The following is a 17,684-nucleotide window of genomic DNA, read 5'->3' as shown; positions in this document are numbered from 1 at the left end:
TGCCCCTCAACCGGCGAGTAGTCGGCAGTGGGAAGGCGGCGTTGCCTTTAGGCCCAGAAATCCTGCAGGCAGATACCAGTATGCGGCGTGGGCTACCCAGGAGCTGGCGCGTCCTGCTTTTGCCTTTCGCAATGCGAACCAGGCGCCGAAGGCGACTATGATGCCGATAAAGATATGCTGGGTGAGGATCCCCCAGGTGAAGGGGGCCAGCATTCCCGCGAACTCGTCGATGGTCCAGAAGCCGATAAGCTCCGGGTCATCGAGCCGCCGAGGAATGATGTAAGGGTCTGCCATGGCGACGCCGCCTTCCCTTGCCGCGCTCAGATGACCGCGGTCACAACCGAGGTGACGATCGGAACACCCGTGCCGACACCGATGCCGACACCCACCGGAACGGCGACCTGGCCGAGCGAAAAACGCCCGGATGCCAGACCGATCAGGCCGCCAGCGAGGCTGAGGACCGTGATGATCTTGCCGCCCGAGCCTTCCAGAAAGTCGGTGAACTTCGTGAGGGCAGGGGTGAAGGTCGTATCAGCGCCGGCATAGGCGGCGCTCGCCGCAAGCGCCGCGATTGCGACCGGGATAGCGATGTTGAGGGTCTTGCCGAGACCCTTGACGCTGGCGCGCCGGGGGAGGGTGAGAGACTGCATGTGAAGCTCCGGTTGGAGGGGTGGTCACAGCGTTCTTGCGTTCGCTGTGTGTTCCACATGCATCTAGGAAATGCTGGTAGGAAAGTGTTCAGCAGCAATACCGTCTGGAGGTGGAAGGATGCGGACGCATCTTTTCCAGCTCAACGCATAAAATCGACGATAAGGACGTGAAGTCAGTCTTTTTGTGTCGGTGAACGCCGTCACGGCAGCCGGGATTTGGCGACGACTCGGATAGAGGAAATGATTCGCCTCTAAACGAGATGTTCCATGTATGTTCTTTTCATTTTCCTACATGGGATGCTTCGCGATATGCCTGCGAATCGCATCAGTGCAGATGCAAGGAGACAGCCATGCACCATCCGACCACCGTTGCCAGACCGGCTAATCAAAGTCTGGCTCGCGTGCTCGCCCATGCGATCGATGCCGGCGGCAAACCCCGCCACAGGATTGCCAGTGAATGCGGGATGCACCGCGAGACCCTGCTTCGCGTAGCGCGTGGCCAGCGGCCTATCGGGCTCGACGAAGCGGCACTAGTGCTCGCCGCCTGTGGAGCGCACCCCCGCGCGACCATTATCCTTGCTCTTGCCGGGCAAGAAGAGCTCGCTTGCGAGTGGATGCATGGCGAGATGGGCGAATTTCTCGAAGAGTTCTTCACCAGCCTCCCAGTCCATCTTCAGCGGACCCTGGGGCGGCGGATTGAGGATCTGCGGCCTCGGTGGGCCAACGGCACCTCACAGCTCGTGGCACGAATGCTTGCCAAGCACATCGATGATTTCGTGGGCCGAGACATCACGATGTCACTGTCGCGGTAGCCTGAGAGTTCGGAGGGGACCGAACCCAAGCAAATGAGATCAACAATGCCGCATGCAACACCAGATGAAATGCACATGCCTCAACCGCCCGAAGCAGCGCCGCCGGCGAGGCTTTTGCGCCTGCCGGAAGTGATCGCCCGCGTCGGACTGCGCCGCTCCGCCATCTATCAGCGTATGAGCGAGGGGCGGTTCCCGAGATCGCGATCGCTGGGGCCGAAATGCGCAGTTTGGGTTGAAGCCGAGATCGATGAATGGATCCGCGCCGTCTCCCAAATTCCAAGCTGATGTCGCTGTGATCTATTCGGTTAGGATTTCCAGCGCTAAGCTGTGCCAATGGTTTACCGTTACCCCCTTGGCAATTCTCTCCATCCCGAAGCCTTGAAAGAGAAGCAGCGCTCGCTGCGCGAAGGCTTTCAGACCCCCTTGGCACTGCGCGTTCATCGCGCGCTATCCTGGCTTCGGCGTGCGGAAGCTGAGGATCAGGACCATGACGTCCGCTTCATTCTTCTCTGGATCGGGTTCAACGCGGCCTATGCCGGTGATGTTGAGGCTTCAGCCAGTAGCTCTGCACCGGAAGGCGAACGCGGACTGTTCCAGGCATTCTTCTCGACCTTGGTAAAGTTCGACGCGCGCCACCGGGTCTACGATGCTGTTTGGCAGCGGTTCAGCCAGGAAATACGACTATTGCTGGACAATCGCTATGTCTATCACCCGTTCTGGCAGCACCAGAATGGGGCCGCTGGCCATGCGGATTGGGAGCAGAAGCTTGAACGCAGCCGAACCGCGATCAAGCATGCCTTGCGCGATCATGACACCGCCCGGATCCTCTCAATCCTGTTCGATCGGCTCTATGTCTTGAGGAATCAGTTGGTTCATGGCGGCGCCACCTGGAACAGCGATGTCAATCGCGATCAAGTGAGGGATGGCGCATCAATCCTGGGCTGCCTTCTGCCAATCTTCATCGATCTAATGATGGATAACCCGGAACACAGGTGGCCGATGCCGAACTACCCCGTAGTCGACTGACTTTCGTCGTTCCAGCTGGGTTTCATGCTGCTTCGTCCAACCGCTCTGCTCGTCGGGGTGGCGCAGAGTCCGAGTGGATGTGAAACCCCATCGTGCCCCTTGCGCGGTCGCCGCGTGCTTCAATCTCGTCACGCAGCCAGCGCACCAGGACAGCAGGATCTCGTTCCGCCAACAGATTTGCGCGGTGCGCAACAACGGCAAAGTCGCCCGGGGTTTGGCCATGGTGGATGGGCCACTCCAAAGGCCAGTCGATTCCGAATCTGGCTTTGAAAAGCTGGCTGGCCTGAGCGGGTGTCATGGCATTGAACGTGGCACGGATCGTGAAGCGGCGCTGTGTCGCCGGATCAAGGTTATCGGCCAGATTGGTCGTCGCGACGAAGGGAGTGCGGAGGTGTTCGAGCTGCACCAGCATCTCGTTGACCTGGCTGACCTCCCAGCTCCTCTGACCCACCTCGCGGCGATACAGGAAGCTGTCGACCTCGTCGATCAACAGCAGTGCGCCGCGCTCTGCCGCCCTGGCAAAGGCTTCGGCGATGTTCTGTTCGGTCTCACCCACATAGGGGCTCATGAGGTCCGAGCACCGCCGCTCTTCGATCTCCAATCCCATGACCTGGGCGAGATGCCTTGCAAAAGCGGATTTGCCAGTACCTGAAGGCCCAGACAGCAGCAGGCTCCAACCGCGGTCTGGGGTGGCGGCAAGGCGCTCAGCAAGGCGAGACAAATCCGTGTCCGCACGCGACAGATTGGGGTCGTAGACTGAGCAGCCGGACGCTTCCGGCGTGCAGGACTGTCCCAGAACGCGCATGACGCTATGGATCGCAGTCTTCACGACATCTGCCCCGCCATTGGCAAGATGGGCAGCCTTCATACCTGCAGCCACCACGGCAGGGGGCGCTTTCAGGCATGCAATATCACGCAGTTCAGCATCGCTGAGGTCAACCGATGCGGCTTCAGCGGACCTTTGGGCTACTCGCTCTCGCACAGCCAGGCGCGGGCGATCGAAGCCGATCGCAAGGGTCATGCGTCGCAGGACGGCGGGGTCCAATCGCGAACGCTGGTTGACGATCCAGATCGTGGGAACCTGCGGTGCTTCGACGAGACGGTTAATCCATTGCTTGGAACTGCCTTTGCGCTCGCTCATCATCAGGACATCGTCGGCTTCATCGACGACGATGACCCTGTCGCGGTGATGACGGCACATCGCCCGCAAGATCATCAGATGATCGAGGCGCTCAGAGCGATCGGGCTCGTTGCCGAAATCGTCGCTCAAACCGGCAAAGATCGCGCCGCTTCCGGCCTCTGTGGCAAGGGTGCGCGCAAACTCGGTTTTGCCGGTGCCCGGCTCCCCGAACAGCAAGATGCTGACAGGCTCTTTGCTCGTGAGGACTTTGAGAGCGATACTCCGCAACGGATCGAGGTGCTCGAAGTCATGCCAGAGCAATCCCCCTCGCTCCGGTTCGGGCATGAGCCAGCGTAGCATCTCGTCCCGGCTTTCCGCGTGGACCCGAATGAGGCGCCTGAGCAGGGGGCTCAGGCTGTATTCTCCGTCGCGGTCGTCATGCAGCAGGCGCGAGGAAAACAGCTGTGCACCGGGCATCAGTTTTCGGTCGACGGTGTTGCCGGCGAGACCGGAGAGTTGGGCGACAGCACTCGGGGTGAGGTTGCTGCATGAGATGGGTGCCCGGCGCACGAGCTCTCGCCAGCAGTCAAATTTTCCCCAGCGGGCAAAGATGCTGAGGATGGTGACCTCAGCGGAATCGAGGCCGAACAGCTCGCCGACCCATGCAAACACGCTGTCCAACTGGGTTGGCACGGCGCGCTTCGCTGCCAATTGCCGAGCGACAGCCCGCATTTCCGCCACTGAAGGCTTTTCCCGATTGGTGAGCTTATTTAACGCAGCAACAGGCACCTCGCGGTCAATCAAGTCGATCAGATCCTCGCCGCACCGCTTGACCTGATTGACACTCAACGCCTGCAAAACGCGCGCAGCAGCGTGAGCGAAATGCGTTGCTTCACCCTGCTCGCTCTGGCTGAATTCCGCCTGTGCTGCCCTTTGACGTGCCATCTTGCGCGCAATCTCCCTGAGTTCTGGTTCCATGTGGAGATTTCAAACACAGAGGTGCGACAAATATGGTCGTATAGCTTGGGGGTTGTGCGTGATGCGACTTGCGCTTGCAGGACAGGCAGTTAGCAGTGGCTGTAATGACAAAGCGTCTCAGTAACCTCGATCGTACACTCAAACTCGTGCATGCGTTGACGCAAAGCATCGAAGGCTTGTCGCTCGATGAGATGGCTGCATTGCTTGGGGTGAATCGCCGAACTGTCGAGCGACTTCGCAACGTCATACTCATTCATTTCGACTTGGACGAAGCCGTCGATGGGCGCATCAAACGATTCAGGATCAAGGATAGCCCGGGCCGGGCCTATGCTAGGCCAAACGCTGCCGAAGTCGCCGCGCTCCAGGCAGTGGTCGAAGCCGGGCGGATCGAGGGCACAGCCAACACCGAAGCGCTTGAGAAGCTGCTCTCCAAGATCAAGATCGCCTTTGACAGCGCTGAGCGGCGCCGGCTGGACAATGACCTCGATCTGCTCACCCGGTTGCAGCGATCCCGCGTTGCGGCAGGGCCAGCCGTCATCGCTTCGCCCGAGGATCTGACAACGATCCAGTCAGCGATCCTTGCCGCCCATTGTGTGGATTTCGATTATCAGCCCGATTGGGCTGCTGCGCCAGCATGGCGGCGGGTCATCCCATACGGCCTGATCCATGGCCCCATCACCTATCTGCTTGGCAAAATGCCTGACCGGGATGATCCCCCATTCACATTTCGGCTCGATCGCATGAGCAACGTTCGAGATAGCGGGGTAGTCGGTTGCCCACCGGATGATTGGGATCTCGACGCCTGGATGTCCCGCAGCTTCGGCATCTGGCAAGAGGAAGATCACGATATTGTGCTGCGGGTCCGCCCGCATGCGGTCGAGCGAGCGCGGGCATGGCGGTTCCACCCGCATCAGCAATTCGAAGATGATGGCGAGGAGCTGCTGGTGCGATTTCGATCCGGAGGGCTCTTTGAGCTCGCCAATCACCTGTTTGGATGGGCGGGCGATTTGGTGATCGAGGGGCCAGCGGCATTGCAGGACACGATGGAGCAGCGGCTCGCGGCGGCTCAGGAAATGTTGCGACCGAAATTGTCGTAGCTGATGGGCAGAGAGCGTGTTGGGCGCGGTGTGACAGTCGTCGGGGGATTAGTTTGAATGTTTGAGAACTGCCATCTGCGGATCGGCCACGCGCCATTTGCGAGCTGCATGCCGCTCAGTCCGCAGCTCCTGGCGAGCCTCTATGCCTTGCCTCATTGTGCCGAGATGCCGCTGCGCGAGGTTCTTGAAGCGCAGAGTAAGGATGCCCCATGGGCGGAGAGTTTTACTGTCGCCCCCGAACAGACAGCCACGGCTGTTGCCGTAATGTTGCGCCATCTGATGATGGCCACGCGGGACCTCGAGCCTGGATCCATTGCGACCGCCGCCCTGGCAACTGGCGGGAGGGCGCGCACCCATATCGAGGCGCTACGGGATCTTTGGTTTGGTAATCCAGCAATCGTTCCGTCCGAATTGGCGATATTGAAGGCATTCCTCGCCTGTGAGGCAGGCGATGCGTTGCAGTCGCTTCAGGTGATCTGGGATCGGAATAGCACCCAGCTGACATCTCTCGAGCGCGCTGTGCTCGAGCATCTCGAAAGTCACCACGGCAAGCTGGACGAGGGCGATATTGATTACGTCCGCCTGGTCTCGGCCCCCAAGACGTGCCGAGCGCCTGAATCGATCCTCGCCGGGCATGTCCAAAGGCATCTGCTTGATCCGTCGGCGCCAACGGTACCCATGGACGACAGCCTCGCGGTTTGTTCCGTCCGCGATGCACTCACGGAATGCGAAGCCGCCGCCGCCATCATCCAGCGCTGGCTTGCCGAGGATCGAACTTTGTCGGCGAGCGAGATCGGCATCATCCTGCCATCGGGGCCGGAGTATACGCATTACCTGTCGGAAGCCTTCGCGAATGCGGGCCTTACGGCATCATCGCTTCCTGCTGCGCCGGATCGAAGAAATGTTGGGAGTGAAGCGCTCCTGCATTTCCTGCAGTGCAGGCGGCGGCCTGCCCCCGCCATGGCGCTCGCCTCGCTATACTGTTCCCCCGTTCTGTGCTGGTCCCCGGATGTTGGATCGGCCTTGGCAAATGCGGTCATGGCCGGCGATTTTCAGCCGATGTTGGTGCAAGACTTGAACGGAAAGCAGGCTGCGCTCTTCTCGCTGATCCGGTCAGCGTCACCTACGACGAACGGTCAGCTCAAGGAGCAAATCCGTTCCTTCCTGCGATTGCTCAGTGAGGACGAGTTGCTTGCGTCCGACGTCGCTGAGGCGAAGCAGCTAGCTTCGCGCCTTTTGGCCGCCCTCGGCAACGCCAATGATGCCGCCGAAGCGGAACTTGAAAAGGCGATCCAATTGGCCGCAGCATACCAGGCACCGCCTTGCCCACGTGGACCTTACTACCTGGGCGGTATCTCGGTCATGTTGGCGCATGAAATGCCTAAGCGGCAGTTTCGCAAACTTCTCATCCTCGGCTTCAACGACGGTGCCTATCCGCCCCCGCCTTCGGGGAATCCGTTCTTCCTCGACAGCGAGGTTGAGGCGATCTCAAATACGATCGGCTTGCAGCTCCCGTCCCAGGCCAAGCAGCTCGATGCATCGCTCGACCTTTTCGCGCGGCAGATTGGAGCCGCAAGTGACCAGGTCATATTCCTCCTGTCAGAACGCGATCGCAGCGGCAGCTTTCTCTCCGCCTCGTCAAGTTTGCCACTCATCTCCCGGCTCATCACCGGCATAGATGATCCTGAATCTTTGGTCGTACCGCTCACGCATAGTGAAGGTACGATTTGGGACAGGCTGGTGGCCTGGAAGCCGCGGCCAGTGCTCGACCCCCTCGAGCCCGTCGAAGTGCCAACGCACTATGAGTTTGATCTCGATCTCCTGAGCCTGCGCAAGAAGGATGATGGCACCCCGAGAGCGCAGAGCCCGAGCCGGCTTGAAAAGCTCCTCATCAGCCCGCTGGCCTGGGTCCTGGCTGAACTCGGCGCCGAGCACGTCTCTTGGCAGCCGGAAGCGCTTGACGTCATGCTGCGCGGCTCTCTCGCCCACGAGGTATTCGAACGCCTCTTCCCGCCGGGCAAGGACCACCCGTCCGACGAAGTGATCGAAGAAAAGGTGCCCGAGCTTCTTCTGGAACGCATTCGTGCAATTGCGCCGTTCCTGCAGACGTCGGCCTGGGCTGTCGAACGCAACACGCTGGAGGCGGAAATCACCAAGTCCGCCAAGCACTGGTCGATGGTACTGAAATCCCTCGACGCCGAGATCGTGGGCAACGAATTCTGGCTCTCCGGAACTCTGTTTGACCATCCCGTACATGGCAAAGCGGATTGCCTGCTTCGCCTTCCCGATGGGCAGCCGATTGTCGTCGATTACAAGAAGAGCAGCTCCGGAACCCGCAGACAGCGCTTGCAGAAGGGCTGGGACCTCCAGGTCGATCTCTATCGGCGCATGACCGTTCGGATCGATGAGCGCAGCCACGAAGCTGTCGTTCGCATTGGCGAGACCTTGAACGGCTGGTCCAAACAGCCGGCGGTTGCCTATCACACGCTCAACGACGGCAACGTCCTTCTCAATGGCATCGAGGTGTTTGACAGCACTGATGTCGAACTCGTCGCAGGTGACATCGCCGTGAATGCACTTGCTCTGATTTCGGCGAGATTCGACGCCCTCAAGGCTGGCCGGCTCGAAACGAACACCACGGCAGACGCCAAATTCTTCCAGAAAGCCGCCGCACTTGGCACTTACGCTCTCGAAGACAGTCCGTTGATCACCGCATTCATGCGTGACGATACCGCTCCTTCTGTAATCCTCCCGGACGAACTCGATGACTGAACTTTCGATTGTGCCCGCAGGCGCCGGGGCTGGCAAAACGCACCATATCCAGGAAACCCTCACCCAATGGGTCAGGGACGGCAAGGTTCGCCCAGAGAAGATCCTCGCCGTCACCTTCACAGAAGCCGCCGCCGGGGAGTTGCGGCAGCGGATCCGGGGCGCTCTGATTGCGGACAGCAATCTGTCGGCAGCGCTGGCTGTCGAGAGAGCTTATGTCTCCACCATTCACGGGCTGGGGCGCCGATTGCTGATCGAGCACGCCTTCGCATCGGGTTCATCTCCGCAGCAGCGTCTGATCGCTGAAGACGAGCAGGACTTGCTGATCCGTCGCTCGATCGAAGAAAATCCTGCATTGAGCGAGCTTTCCCGAAACCTCGCCGCCCTTGGCTATCAAGGAAGCTTCTCCTCGGACGAAACCGCAGAGGACAGCTTCCGCAAGAAGTTGCTCGGCGTCATCGCCTTGCTGCGAACGCTCGGTCCGCGAGGCAGCGATCCGGCGATGGCCGACTTTGTCGAGGCATCCATCCGGACCGGATACGGTGCACCTATCGGCAAATCTGAGGCTTTGGCTGCAGCGCTCCAGAAGACTGTCGATGCCTTGCTTCAGGCCTTTCCTCGCTCGCTCGCTGACGATGCTGGTAGTGCCACCGCCAAGACAGCATTCCGCGAGAACTTCCGCGCTCTGAAGCAGGCTCAGCAGCTGCTCGCATCCGGCGGTACAGACTGGCGGCTGTGGCAGAAGCTGCGGGGCCTGCGTCTGTCGATGCGCGGCAGTCCGACCCCTGACGGCTACGACGATCTTGCATCTGCGGTCATGCTGGCGGCTGACAACCTGGTTTTTCACCCCGGACCGCTCGAGGATGCGGTTTCGCATGCGCGCGCTCTCGTCGAAGGCGCACAGTCGGCGATGACGGACTACGAGACCCGAAAGCGCGAGCTCGGCGTCATCGACTTTAGCGACATGGTGACCAACGCTGCGCGGATACTCGATGAAAAGCCCGCCGTGCTTGGCGCCATCATGGACGAGGTCGACTGCGTCATTGTCGACGAGTTCCAGGACACCAACCCGATCCAGTTCACCTTTCTGTGGGCGCTGGCCCGCAAGGCCAAACGCGCATTGATCGTTGGCGACACCAAGCAGGCGATCATGGGCTTCCAGGGCGCGGATCCGCGACTGACTGTCGCCCTTACACAGCAATTTGAAACCAGCCCGCTCTACCGGAACTGGCGCTCTGATCCGCGCATCATGGATTTTGTGAACGCACTGGGGCCGTGCCTCTTCGGTGAGGACTATACGGCGCTTGCCGCGCAGAATGCCTCGGGACACGACACTGCTCTGGAGGTCATCGAGCTGGCCAACAAGCGCGGTGCCCGCTCCGGCGGAAAGCCCCAGCATTTCATCGCTGATCGTCTCCTGTCCCTGCTGACGGATGATCGGGTGACCATCGTCGACAGGCATTCCAAGGCCTTGCGCGATCTGGAGCCCCGGGACGTTGCCATCCTGTGCCCGACGCACAGCCACTGCGCGAGCTATGCGGCCGCGCTGCGGGCCCTGGGCTTGCCGGTCCGCGTTGCGGAAGGAGGCTGGTGGCAAAGCAAGATCGTTCAGGCAGCATGCTTCGCGCTTCGCTTCGCCGTGGATCCGGCAGACAACCATGCAGCGATCTGCACGGCAACGCTCGGCCCGGGCGCAACGCCGCTCGGCGATGCTCTTGGCGCTCTGGCCTGCGACGGTCGGATTGCGACACCAGAACTCATGGCATTGCAAGGACTTTGGCCTGACTCGCTTGCGACGCCGGTGGACAGACTGGTCCATCAGGTGATCCAGGTTGCCGGGCTGCGAGACTGGTGTGACCGGCTTGACGATCCCGCCCAAATGAGAGCGGACCTTCTTCGCTTCGAGGCTGAAGCGGCGGCATTCTTGGATGCACACCGGGATATGCGCGAAGCCTCAGGTTTCTATGGCCAGAGTGCCAACGTTTTCCTTGGGTGGCTCGAGAACAAGGTCGGCTTGAAGGGTGAGGATCTCCGTCCGAATCCCGCTGGCGCGGAGGCCGATGGCATCGAGATTGTAACCTGGCACGCCTCGAAGGGGCGGGAGTGGCCGGTCGTGGTTGTCTGCGGTCTGGACCACAAGCTTGATCCTCGTGCTGGGACATTCAGCACAAAGTTTCCTGGATTCGACGACCTCGATCATGTGATCGAACAGGCGACACTTGCCTATGCTCCTGATTTTGCTGCGCCAGAGGCGACGGCCCGCTTTCTCCATGAGCTCTATCCCGAGAGTGAAGAAACAGCGCGCCGATTGCTTTACGTCGCTCTGACCCGTGCGCGTGATCGCCTGATCATCGAATGGCCGCAGGACGACGAGAAGGTCGAGCCGCCCTTGCCGATTACGGCACGCCGTCTTTTGAACGACGCCTGTGGCATCAAATTGCAGGGCAATCAGATCACTGTCGGTTCGGCGAACTTCCCGTCGCGCATGACTGTCTGTGACAAGGAGATCCCGGCATCGTTCGATATGGAAGGCACAGTCTGGTTGGCGAGCAGTGACCGCGAACCCAGGTTTGCCATTGAAAGGCGAGCTATCGGCCAGCTTACCCCGGTCATCAGTCCCTCCCAGACAATCGCCACCACTCGGCCGCTGCCTTCGCAAATTGAGACCCGGCCGATTTCAGCGGGTGTGCGGCTCACCGGATCGGATCTCGCACAGGCAACGGATAAGGGAACTGCAGTCCACGAGGCATTGCGGATCCTGCTATGCCGACCCGATCTGCGGGGCAGGGTAAGCCAGCATTGCCGAGTATCCGGCGCTGAGGTCGAGCTTCTCGGACAACAGGCTCAAGCACTTTGTCAGATCCTCACGGAGCTTGGCTATCCGCGCCTGCATATCGAACAGCCAATCGACATCGCACTGCCAGATGGAGGACGTCAGAGCATCATTGTCGATCTTATCGCGGAGGGGACGGATGGGTTCATGATTGTTGACCATAAGAGTGGCCCGATTGCTGACCACGCAGCCCGCTTCGAAAGCTATTGGCCACAGCTAGCAGCCTACATCGACGCCGTCAGCCAAAGGGGAGGCAAGGTTGTGCATGGGGCGGCCGTGTTCTGGACAGAGACTGGTGAATTGACGGTCGGTCGTGGATTCTGAAGTCCGGGCTTGTTAACGCGAATTGGAGTGGGGGACGTTGGAACCACAACTTGGTTGGGTATGGCTATCGCAAAAGGAACGCAGGACAGCTGAACTCGCCTTGGCGGAGTTTGGTCCTGACGGTACCCGAGATGAACTAGGCTTTGGCGTGATCCATTTTGGCTATGCCGATCGGTTTTTCCCCGGGACATCGGTGCAGCACACGAAATTGCGATACATCTGGTTTGTCTGCTGGAGTTACCTCGAGTTACAGCAGCGGTTTGCTGGAGAGGCATTTCAGAAGTCGGAGTTGGATCGCATTGAGGACCGAACCGGCCACAAACTGCTTCGCCACTATGGTAACGACGATGGAAATGGAATCATCGGCGGGCGCGTGCTTCGGGTGGGTCGCTCTCCCGTAGTAAAGCCAAGCGCCGTCTACTGGAATGCAATGCGCACTTGGGGGATCGTTCGGCCACTATCGGTTGGCAGAGACGCGCCAGGCCGAGGCGAGCTGCATAGCCGTTGGCCGGATCTAACCGGGAAGCATGGACGTCCTGAGGTCGACCCCGATCAGGCAAAGTCCATCTTCTCTGATCCGCCGCCCGTGCCATCGCGTTGGCGCAACCAGTCTGAACCGCTTACATTCGATCTGGACAAAGAAAACGACGAGGCGGGGCGCATTATCCGTGCCTGGGCGGTTCCGCGAGATGCGCTTGGACGCCGTTCACTTCTATATCGGCTTGCTGAACGTGGAGGCGCTACGCCCACGTCAATTACCAGCCCTTCGGTGCTCTCACTGTGCGACGAAGACGAAAAGGTTAGTCTTCGCCGAGCAGCATGTGCGGGATCATTGGCGGCGATTTCTCGAGCGATTCATACTGCGCTCGTCCAAAGAATGAAGGACGCTAGTGCAGATGCAAATACCACGATGCGCAGATGGCTTGATGATGCTGTCCAGCAGCATGGCGAACAGGCTGTCAAACTAGATCGGCTAGGACTCCTCGTGGATGTCCCTGAGGCAAGCAAGCTGATTCCGCTGATCGAGGCAACCCAGGCTTGGTTGTCTAAGGGTGCGGGCGAAATTTCGGTGCTCGAAGATGTTTATAGGTCGAGAGAGGAGGCCCAAAAGCCGGGGCGAGCCTTGCTCGCTCGAAGTGGCGGCGACAGGCGGGCGAACTGGTGGCCGCGCGAGCCAGTCCCATTATCGTATCGATGGGATCGGATTACAGGCTTTCTCGATCAACTGGGGGCAAGATGACAGCGTCTGGTTTTGAACGCGAAGCGGCATATTCCGTGTTCGAGGGGCTGCGTCCAACGGGTGACCAAACGCTCGATCGCGGGGCTTTTGCAACTTACTCGCTCGATTTAGTTGCTGTTGCAGCTTTAATCTTGTCGCTGAGCCGGGCAGGTGAGCAGGAGCTTGAAGCCGGTCCGCTCAGCTTCGTTGACGCGTTGAATGACGTAGCGCCGCGCATTGACATCGTCTTTCAAGCGGATCGGTTGAAGCCTGCCGTGCGCCATTTCGGCGTCCTTCACATGCTAGACCGCCGTCTTCACCCGGTTCAACCCCCGCGTGGGGCGTCTTACCACCCAAAACTCGCACTCATCCGCTATTTGGGGCCCAAAAAGCTCGTAACATGGAGGCTCTGGCTTGGCAGTCGCAACCTGACTGGTGGTCAAGATAGAGAGGCAGGATTATTGTTGGTCGGCCGGGCTGGGGGTGCACGTAGTTCTCGATCTCCGAGCATCGCTTCGTCCATCGCTTCGATGGCAGAAGATCTATTATCCCCCATTGGCTGGATCGCAGACTTTAAAGACGAGTTGCGGTCGGTTCGATGGAACGCACCTAAGGACGTAAAACTTCAAGGCATCCAATGGCGCAGAGCAGGTGAGTTGAAGCCATTCATCACTGGCTTACGAGGCGCAACGCGCACGGTGGCGATTAGTCCATTCGTTGATGATGCGTGCTGCTCCGCGTTCGTAGGCTCTACGCAAAACTCATTACTGACGACCACCGATTCCGCGATCAAGCTGCGGGCCCGATCTGACATTTTGCTATTGGTTGATCGGCCGCCGACCTTCGATGTTCCGATATCAGTCGAGGCTTCGGACGCATCCACAGACATTGACGATGTTTCAGAAGCCGATCCTGCTGGCATTCACGCGAAATTGCTTCTGCGACAGAAGGGCAACACGAACCGACTTTGGATCGGAAGTGCAAATCTCACCAAGCGCGGAATGGACGGCCCAAATGCCGAGGTGTTGTTTGAGCTCGACATTCCACCTGAAGTTTCGAAAGCACTCATTTCGTACATCGAGGATGCTGCGCCCTTTAAGCTCGAGAATATTGAACTTGATGCTAACGCAGAAAAGCAGCGTGCGGCGGAGCGAGAGCTTGATGATGCTATCAGGACCATTGTTGGGGCTAGTTTGGAAATCGTCCGGGGCAGTGGAGGGTTGACACTCAACAGTCACACCTCCTTTGATCAGTTTCTCTCGGAACATCGACTCCAGACTTGGCTGCTGACGAGGCCGGATGCGGTCACAAGTTGGGAACCTGGCCAAAGATCGGTATTGCTCGTACCAGGTGGGCTACCCCTGAAACTTGAAACTGTTCTAGTCTGCTTCCGCGCTGAGCGCCTGCAGAATGACTGCCCGCCTCGCACGTGGGCGCAGTCCGTTTCGTTCCCCGAACACGATGCGGAAGCACGTGATCGAGCTGCCACCGCAGCTTACATCGGCATCGCCGGTGCCAGTGCTTGGGTTCGTGCGCAGCTTGAAGGGATAGTTGGTGCAGAGGGAACAACGTGGACTGGCCATAGGCGCTGGGCAGGGTCCGGTTTCGCCGGTTCAGGCGATGCTCTGCCCTTGGCCATTGAGGAGGTTCTAGCTGCATGGGCGCGTAACCCCAGTGAATTTGAGACGCGGGCAGAGCGTCTCGAAGATACCTTGAAGGCTCTCGGTGCAGAATTGGCCCAGGCTTCGGAGGACGAGCGGGACGCTGCCGCAATAGCGCAATGGGCCCAGATTGAGCAGCTTTGGACTGCGATCCGTTGCGCAATCGGCGAAGCAAAATGACCCTCGAGCGTTTCCAGCAAATGACGGTCGATGCTGCAGTGAATGCTCTGATCCGTGACGATGGGAGCAGGCGCTTCCTCATTGCGGATGAGGTCGGTTTGGGAAAAACTGTATCAGCGAAAGCTATCGCGGCAGAACTTCAGCGCCGGAAAAATGGCACTCTGAACATAGTATATCTTTGCCCAAATCTCGACATCGCATCACAAAACCTCACAAAACTTAGGGCATTACAGCCTGACTGGCCTAGCCCAGAAGACCGGCTTTCGCTCGCATTGCGCAAGAAGCCAGATCGACAGGAATCTTCCTTTCGGGTCTACTCTTACACGCCGGATACTAGCTTGCCTGGGTGGAAGCCTGGTCAGCGGACTGGTCGCGCCGCTGAACGCGATCTGATCATCGGGTTGCTCAAGGAAGTCGCGCCGCAGCTTTGGCAGAGGCTACGCGCGATCGATCTGGAGCGAGAGAAGCAAGGTGAGCGGCGGTTATTTTCGGCTGTCGTCGAGCCTGCGCCTCCCCATCTTAAGCGTCCGTTTGAGGTGGCCCTGCGAGAGCTGACATCTCTGACAGGAAAGCCGCTCGATCTTGGATTGCAGAATTTGCTTGAGTCTTGGGGCAATTCTGTTCCCGAGTTGGTCCTTCGTTGCCGCGCTGCGCTCGCGCTTGTCGCGCTGAGGCACCCAGCCACTCGCCCCGACATCCTCATCCTTGATGAATTTCACCGGTACGCTGATCTCATAGTGCCAGCTGGCTTGCCGCGAGCGGAGCCGCTAGCACAGGAGCGGCATTTCGTTCAGCGAAAGTTGGTCGATGCGCTGATTGACGGTCACGAGAGCCGACCTGCTATCTTGCTGCTGTCTGCGACGCCCTACCGTCTTCAGCGGCTGGATCACGGTGAAATCCCAGGCGGGCGTTACAGTCATTTCATTCAGTTGGTTCGTTTCCTGCACGGTCAGTTCGGTGCAGGATTGGCACAAGATGCCGAAGCGGCAATCGAAGCGCACCATCATGCCCTTTCTAGACGCGATGATATCGAGGCTGCGCTTGCTGACGTTGCCGTTGCAAAGCAAAACTTGGAGACCGCCCTACGCCCGGTCATTGCCCGCACTGAGCGAGCTACAGCAATCAGTGGAGAGCTATTTGAACGGCGAGAGAATGTTGCGGCAGTCGAGGCTGGAGACCTGATCACATTCCGTCATTTGGCCCATGCAGTCGATGTATCGAAAAAAGCTAAGAGAGTTCCGCGCAGTTGGGTGCAACCGCTGTGGTCATCTGTTCCATACCCTGCAGAGACACTATTCCAGTATCAGATATGCAAAGCGCTGGGGTCAGACCTTCCATCGATAACTATCGCATCGACTAAGCATCGCCCGGCTCACCCGCAATTAAGGTCACTAGTCGATCCAAACGGGAGTGGCTCGTCTACGCTCAGTCTTGACGCGCTTACGCTGCCTTGGCTCGCTCCGACACGCCCCTGGTGGTCGTTGGGAGGAAGGTGGGCTGAGCTTGCTTCAAGTGAGCGTCTGTTCGGGAAAGCCCTGCTTTTCAGCAGATATCGCGGCACACCACCCGCTGTAGCATCTTGGCTCAGCGGCGAGGTAGAGTTACGCTCGGGTCCGCGCAAAGCTTCGGGCAAGCCTAGAACGCAAAGTTATCTCCGACCGGATGCCAAAGCGCCATGGCCACTCATCGCCATGTTTATGCCGTTCCCAAAACTGTCGGAAGCCTTTGACCCTGAAAAATCTGGGCATCTTAAAGTCAGTGATGTGCGCCGCGCTGCGCAAAAGGGCCTTAGATCCTGGCTCGAACAGCACGGTTTTGATGTTGTTGCACCAGTTGGGCCTGCTCGAAAGCCATGGCGATTGGCCTTCGATATCGAGGGAATTCTCGGTGGTGGCGATAAGGTTACAGGAGCACTTTGGCAGCTCAAACGCCTTGTAAAGCCACGCGGTTGGCAGCGCAAAAATGTGAGCCGCTCAATCACGAAGGGTGAGATGCTTAGTCTAGCCGACTGGATGCTCGGCACACCGGGAATGATTGTTGCAAGAACTATCCGAAGGCACCCGCACCAGAAGGAGGAGCTGTCAGATCTCCTTCCGGATGCGTTCGACTTCTGTTGGCGACATCTTCGGCCATATCTCGGTCAGCGCTACTTCGCGTCCGTGGTCTTGGGCGCAAGGCGCAGAAAAATACCTGGTGGGTATCCCGAAGCACTTCGTCAGGCATTGCTTGATGGTTGCCTCGAGGCAACGTTGGACGAGCACTTGGCAGTCACGCGATTGGTAGGTGATGCTGAAACTCTCGATATTCTAAACCAAAGTCTTGTTGGACGGCCAGGGCGCGTCCAGCGGAGGACTACTCGTGGGACGCGGACAGTTCGAGTCCATGCTGCGGCACCGTACATGGGAGCCGAGCGGCGCAATACAGGGTCGAAGGCCAGTGAGAAGCTTCGCTCCGACACTCTTCGCAAGGGCTTCAACTCGCCATTTTGGCCGCATGTGTTGGCAACGACATCCGTTGGCCAGGAGGGGCTTGATTTTCACGTATGGTGTGACCGAGTCATTCATTGGGACTTGCCCCGGGATCCTGTCGATTTTGAACAACGAGAGGGCCGGGTATCACGCTACGCAAGTCTTGGTGTCCGGAGGGCTCTTGCTGACAAATTCGGCAATCTGACGGCCGAGTCCTGGACCAGCCCTTTTCAGGCAATTTTCGACGCTGCAAGGGCGGCAAAGAGGGAGGGCCTTGGGTTAGAGCGCTGGTGGTCGCCTACCAATCACAAGCCGGTCAGTGTCACATTTGCAGTGCCGTTTAGCCGCGTCGAGCTCCAACTCAAGCGTCTGCGCGAAGAGCTGGTCCGTTACCGTCTCGCGCTTGGACAGCCTGAACCTCATTTGTTCGAGGGCATGATTGAGCATTTTGGTCTTGATCATGATGCTGCCCGAGCGCTCGCATTAAATCTCTCGCCGGGGGCGCCTTCATAGCTTCGATAGAATTTGCCTGATGTCCTATCACATA

12 protein-coding genes are annotated in these 17,684 nt (G+C 59.0%); 9 read left to right on the top strand and 3 right to left on the bottom strand.

The features are described 5' to 3' along the window. Window positions 1-6: 6 nt before the first annotated feature. A complete protein-coding gene (traL, locus tag WFP36_RS01855) occupies window positions 7-294 on the bottom strand; it encodes a type IV conjugative transfer system protein TraL (protein ID WP_020819170.1) in 288 nt (95 codons plus the stop codon). Between the two features lie 26 nt (window positions 295-320). After that, the gene (locus WFP36_RS01850; RefSeq protein ID WP_011445803.1) at window positions 321-650 is read right to left on the bottom strand and encodes a hypothetical protein; all 330 of its coding nucleotides are present in this window, start codon (window positions 648-650) and stop codon (window positions 321-323) included. 350 nt (window positions 651-1,000) lie between these two features. Here WFP36_RS01850 and WFP36_RS01845 point away from each other — a divergent pair, with 350 nt between their 5' ends. The 3 genes from WFP36_RS01845 to WFP36_RS01835 are packed head-to-tail and all read left to right on the top strand — an operon-like array spanning window position 1,001 to window position 2,488. Then, window positions 1,001-1,462, top strand: a complete 462-nt coding sequence (locus WFP36_RS01845; RefSeq protein ID WP_336977351.1) for a transcriptional regulator — start codon at window positions 1,001-1,003, stop codon at window positions 1,460-1,462. A 45-nt stretch (window positions 1,463-1,507) separates the two neighbouring features. Then, window positions 1,508-1,747 (top strand): AlpA family phage regulatory protein, encoded by a 240-nt coding sequence (locus tag WFP36_RS01840; RefSeq protein WP_237229944.1) that lies wholly within the window; start codon window positions 1,508-1,510, stop codon window positions 1,745-1,747. A 48-nt stretch (window positions 1,748-1,795) separates the two neighbouring features. Further along, window positions 1,796-2,488 carry a HEPN domain-containing protein gene (locus WFP36_RS01835; RefSeq protein WP_066554256.1) on the top strand — a complete coding sequence of 231 codons (693 nt, stop codon included), beginning with the start codon at window positions 1,796-1,798 and terminating at the stop codon, window positions 2,486-2,488. 22 nt (window positions 2,489-2,510) lie between these two features. Here WFP36_RS01835 and WFP36_RS01830 read toward each other — a convergent pair whose 3' ends face one another. Next, window positions 2,511-4,586 (bottom strand): AAA family ATPase, encoded by a 2,076-nt coding sequence (locus WFP36_RS01830; RefSeq protein WP_336977348.1) that lies wholly within the window; start codon window positions 4,584-4,586, stop codon window positions 2,511-2,513. Window positions 4,587-4,690: 104 nt separating this feature from the next. Between WFP36_RS01830 and WFP36_RS01825 the strand changes: the two genes are divergently transcribed. Genes WFP36_RS01825 through WFP36_RS01800 form a run of 6 tightly spaced genes read left to right on the top strand, consistent with a single transcriptional unit; the run spans window position 4,691 to window position 17,650 of the window. Next, a complete protein-coding gene (locus WFP36_RS01825; RefSeq protein ID WP_336977347.1) occupies window positions 4,691-5,683 on the top strand; it encodes a helix-turn-helix transcriptional regulator in 993 nt (330 codons plus the stop codon). A gap of 57 nt (window positions 5,684-5,740) precedes the next feature. Further along, complete coding sequence (locus WFP36_RS01820) at window positions 5,741-8,455, top strand: PD-(D/E)XK nuclease family protein (RefSeq protein ID WP_336977345.1); 2,715 nt, start codon at window positions 5,741-5,743, stop codon at window positions 8,453-8,455. Then, the gene (locus WFP36_RS01815) at window positions 8,448-11,609 is read left to right on the top strand and encodes a UvrD-helicase domain-containing protein (RefSeq protein WP_336977343.1); all 3,162 of its coding nucleotides are present in this window, start codon (window positions 8,448-8,450) and stop codon (window positions 11,607-11,609) included. The genes WFP36_RS01820 and WFP36_RS01815 overlap by 8 nt, the downstream gene beginning before the upstream one ends. Before the next feature lie 37 nt (window positions 11,610-11,646). Further along, window positions 11,647-12,849, top strand: a complete 1,203-nt coding sequence (locus WFP36_RS01810; protein ID WP_336977342.1) for a DUF6361 family protein — start codon at window positions 11,647-11,649, stop codon at window positions 12,847-12,849. Further along, window positions 12,804-14,669, top strand: coding sequence for a phospholipase D-like domain-containing protein (locus WFP36_RS01805; protein WP_336977341.1), 1,866 nt, complete (start codon window positions 12,804-12,806; stop codon window positions 14,667-14,669). The genes WFP36_RS01810 and WFP36_RS01805 overlap by 46 nt, the downstream gene beginning before the upstream one ends. Beyond that, complete coding sequence (locus WFP36_RS01800; RefSeq protein ID WP_336977340.1) at window positions 14,666-17,650, top strand: DEAD/DEAH box helicase; 2,985 nt, start codon at window positions 14,666-14,668, stop codon at window positions 17,648-17,650. The genes WFP36_RS01805 and WFP36_RS01800 overlap by 4 nt, the downstream gene beginning before the upstream one ends. Window positions 17,651-17,684: the final 34 nt, after the last annotated feature.

The organism is Fulverythrobacter fulvus, from assembly GCF_037154085.1.
In the GTDB taxonomy this organism is placed as follows: Bacteria; Pseudomonadota; Alphaproteobacteria; order Sphingomonadales; family Sphingomonadaceae; genus Andeanibacterium; species Andeanibacterium fulvum.
The sequence above is the reverse complement of the archived record's forward strand: the minus strand, read 5'-3'. Positions and strand labels throughout refer to the sequence as shown.

Coding starts and splice junctions, on each gene's coding strand:
- traL (WP_020819170.1), bottom strand. CDS start 294: ATGGCAGACCCTTACATCATTCCTCGGCGGCTCGATGACCCGGAGCTT.
- WFP36_RS01850 (WP_011445803.1), bottom strand. CDS start 650: ATGCAGTCTCTCACCCTCCCCCGGCGCGCCAGCGTCAAGGGTCTCGGC.
- WFP36_RS01845 (WP_336977351.1), top strand. CDS start 1,001: ATGCACCATCCGACCACCGTTGCCAGACCGGCTAATCAAAGTCTGGCT.
- WFP36_RS01840 (WP_237229944.1), top strand. CDS start 1,508: ATGCCGCATGCAACACCAGATGAAATGCACATGCCTCAACCGCCCGAA.
- WFP36_RS01835 (WP_066554256.1), top strand. CDS start 1,796: ATGGTTTACCGTTACCCCCTTGGCAATTCTCTCCATCCCGAAGCCTTG.
- WFP36_RS01830 (WP_336977348.1), bottom strand. CDS start 4,586: ATGGAACCAGAACTCAGGGAGATTGCGCGCAAGATGGCACGTCAAAGG.
- WFP36_RS01825 (WP_336977347.1), top strand. CDS start 4,691: ATGACAAAGCGTCTCAGTAACCTCGATCGTACACTCAAACTCGTGCAT.
- WFP36_RS01820 (WP_336977345.1), top strand. CDS start 5,741: ATGTTTGAGAACTGCCATCTGCGGATCGGCCACGCGCCATTTGCGAGC.
- WFP36_RS01815 (WP_336977343.1), top strand. CDS start 8,448: ATGACTGAACTTTCGATTGTGCCCGCAGGCGCCGGGGCTGGCAAAACG.
- WFP36_RS01805 (WP_336977341.1), top strand. CDS start 12,804: ATGGGATCGGATTACAGGCTTTCTCGATCAACTGGGGGCAAGATGACA.
- WFP36_RS01800 (WP_336977340.1), top strand. CDS start 14,666: ATGACCCTCGAGCGTTTCCAGCAAATGACGGTCGATGCTGCAGTGAAT.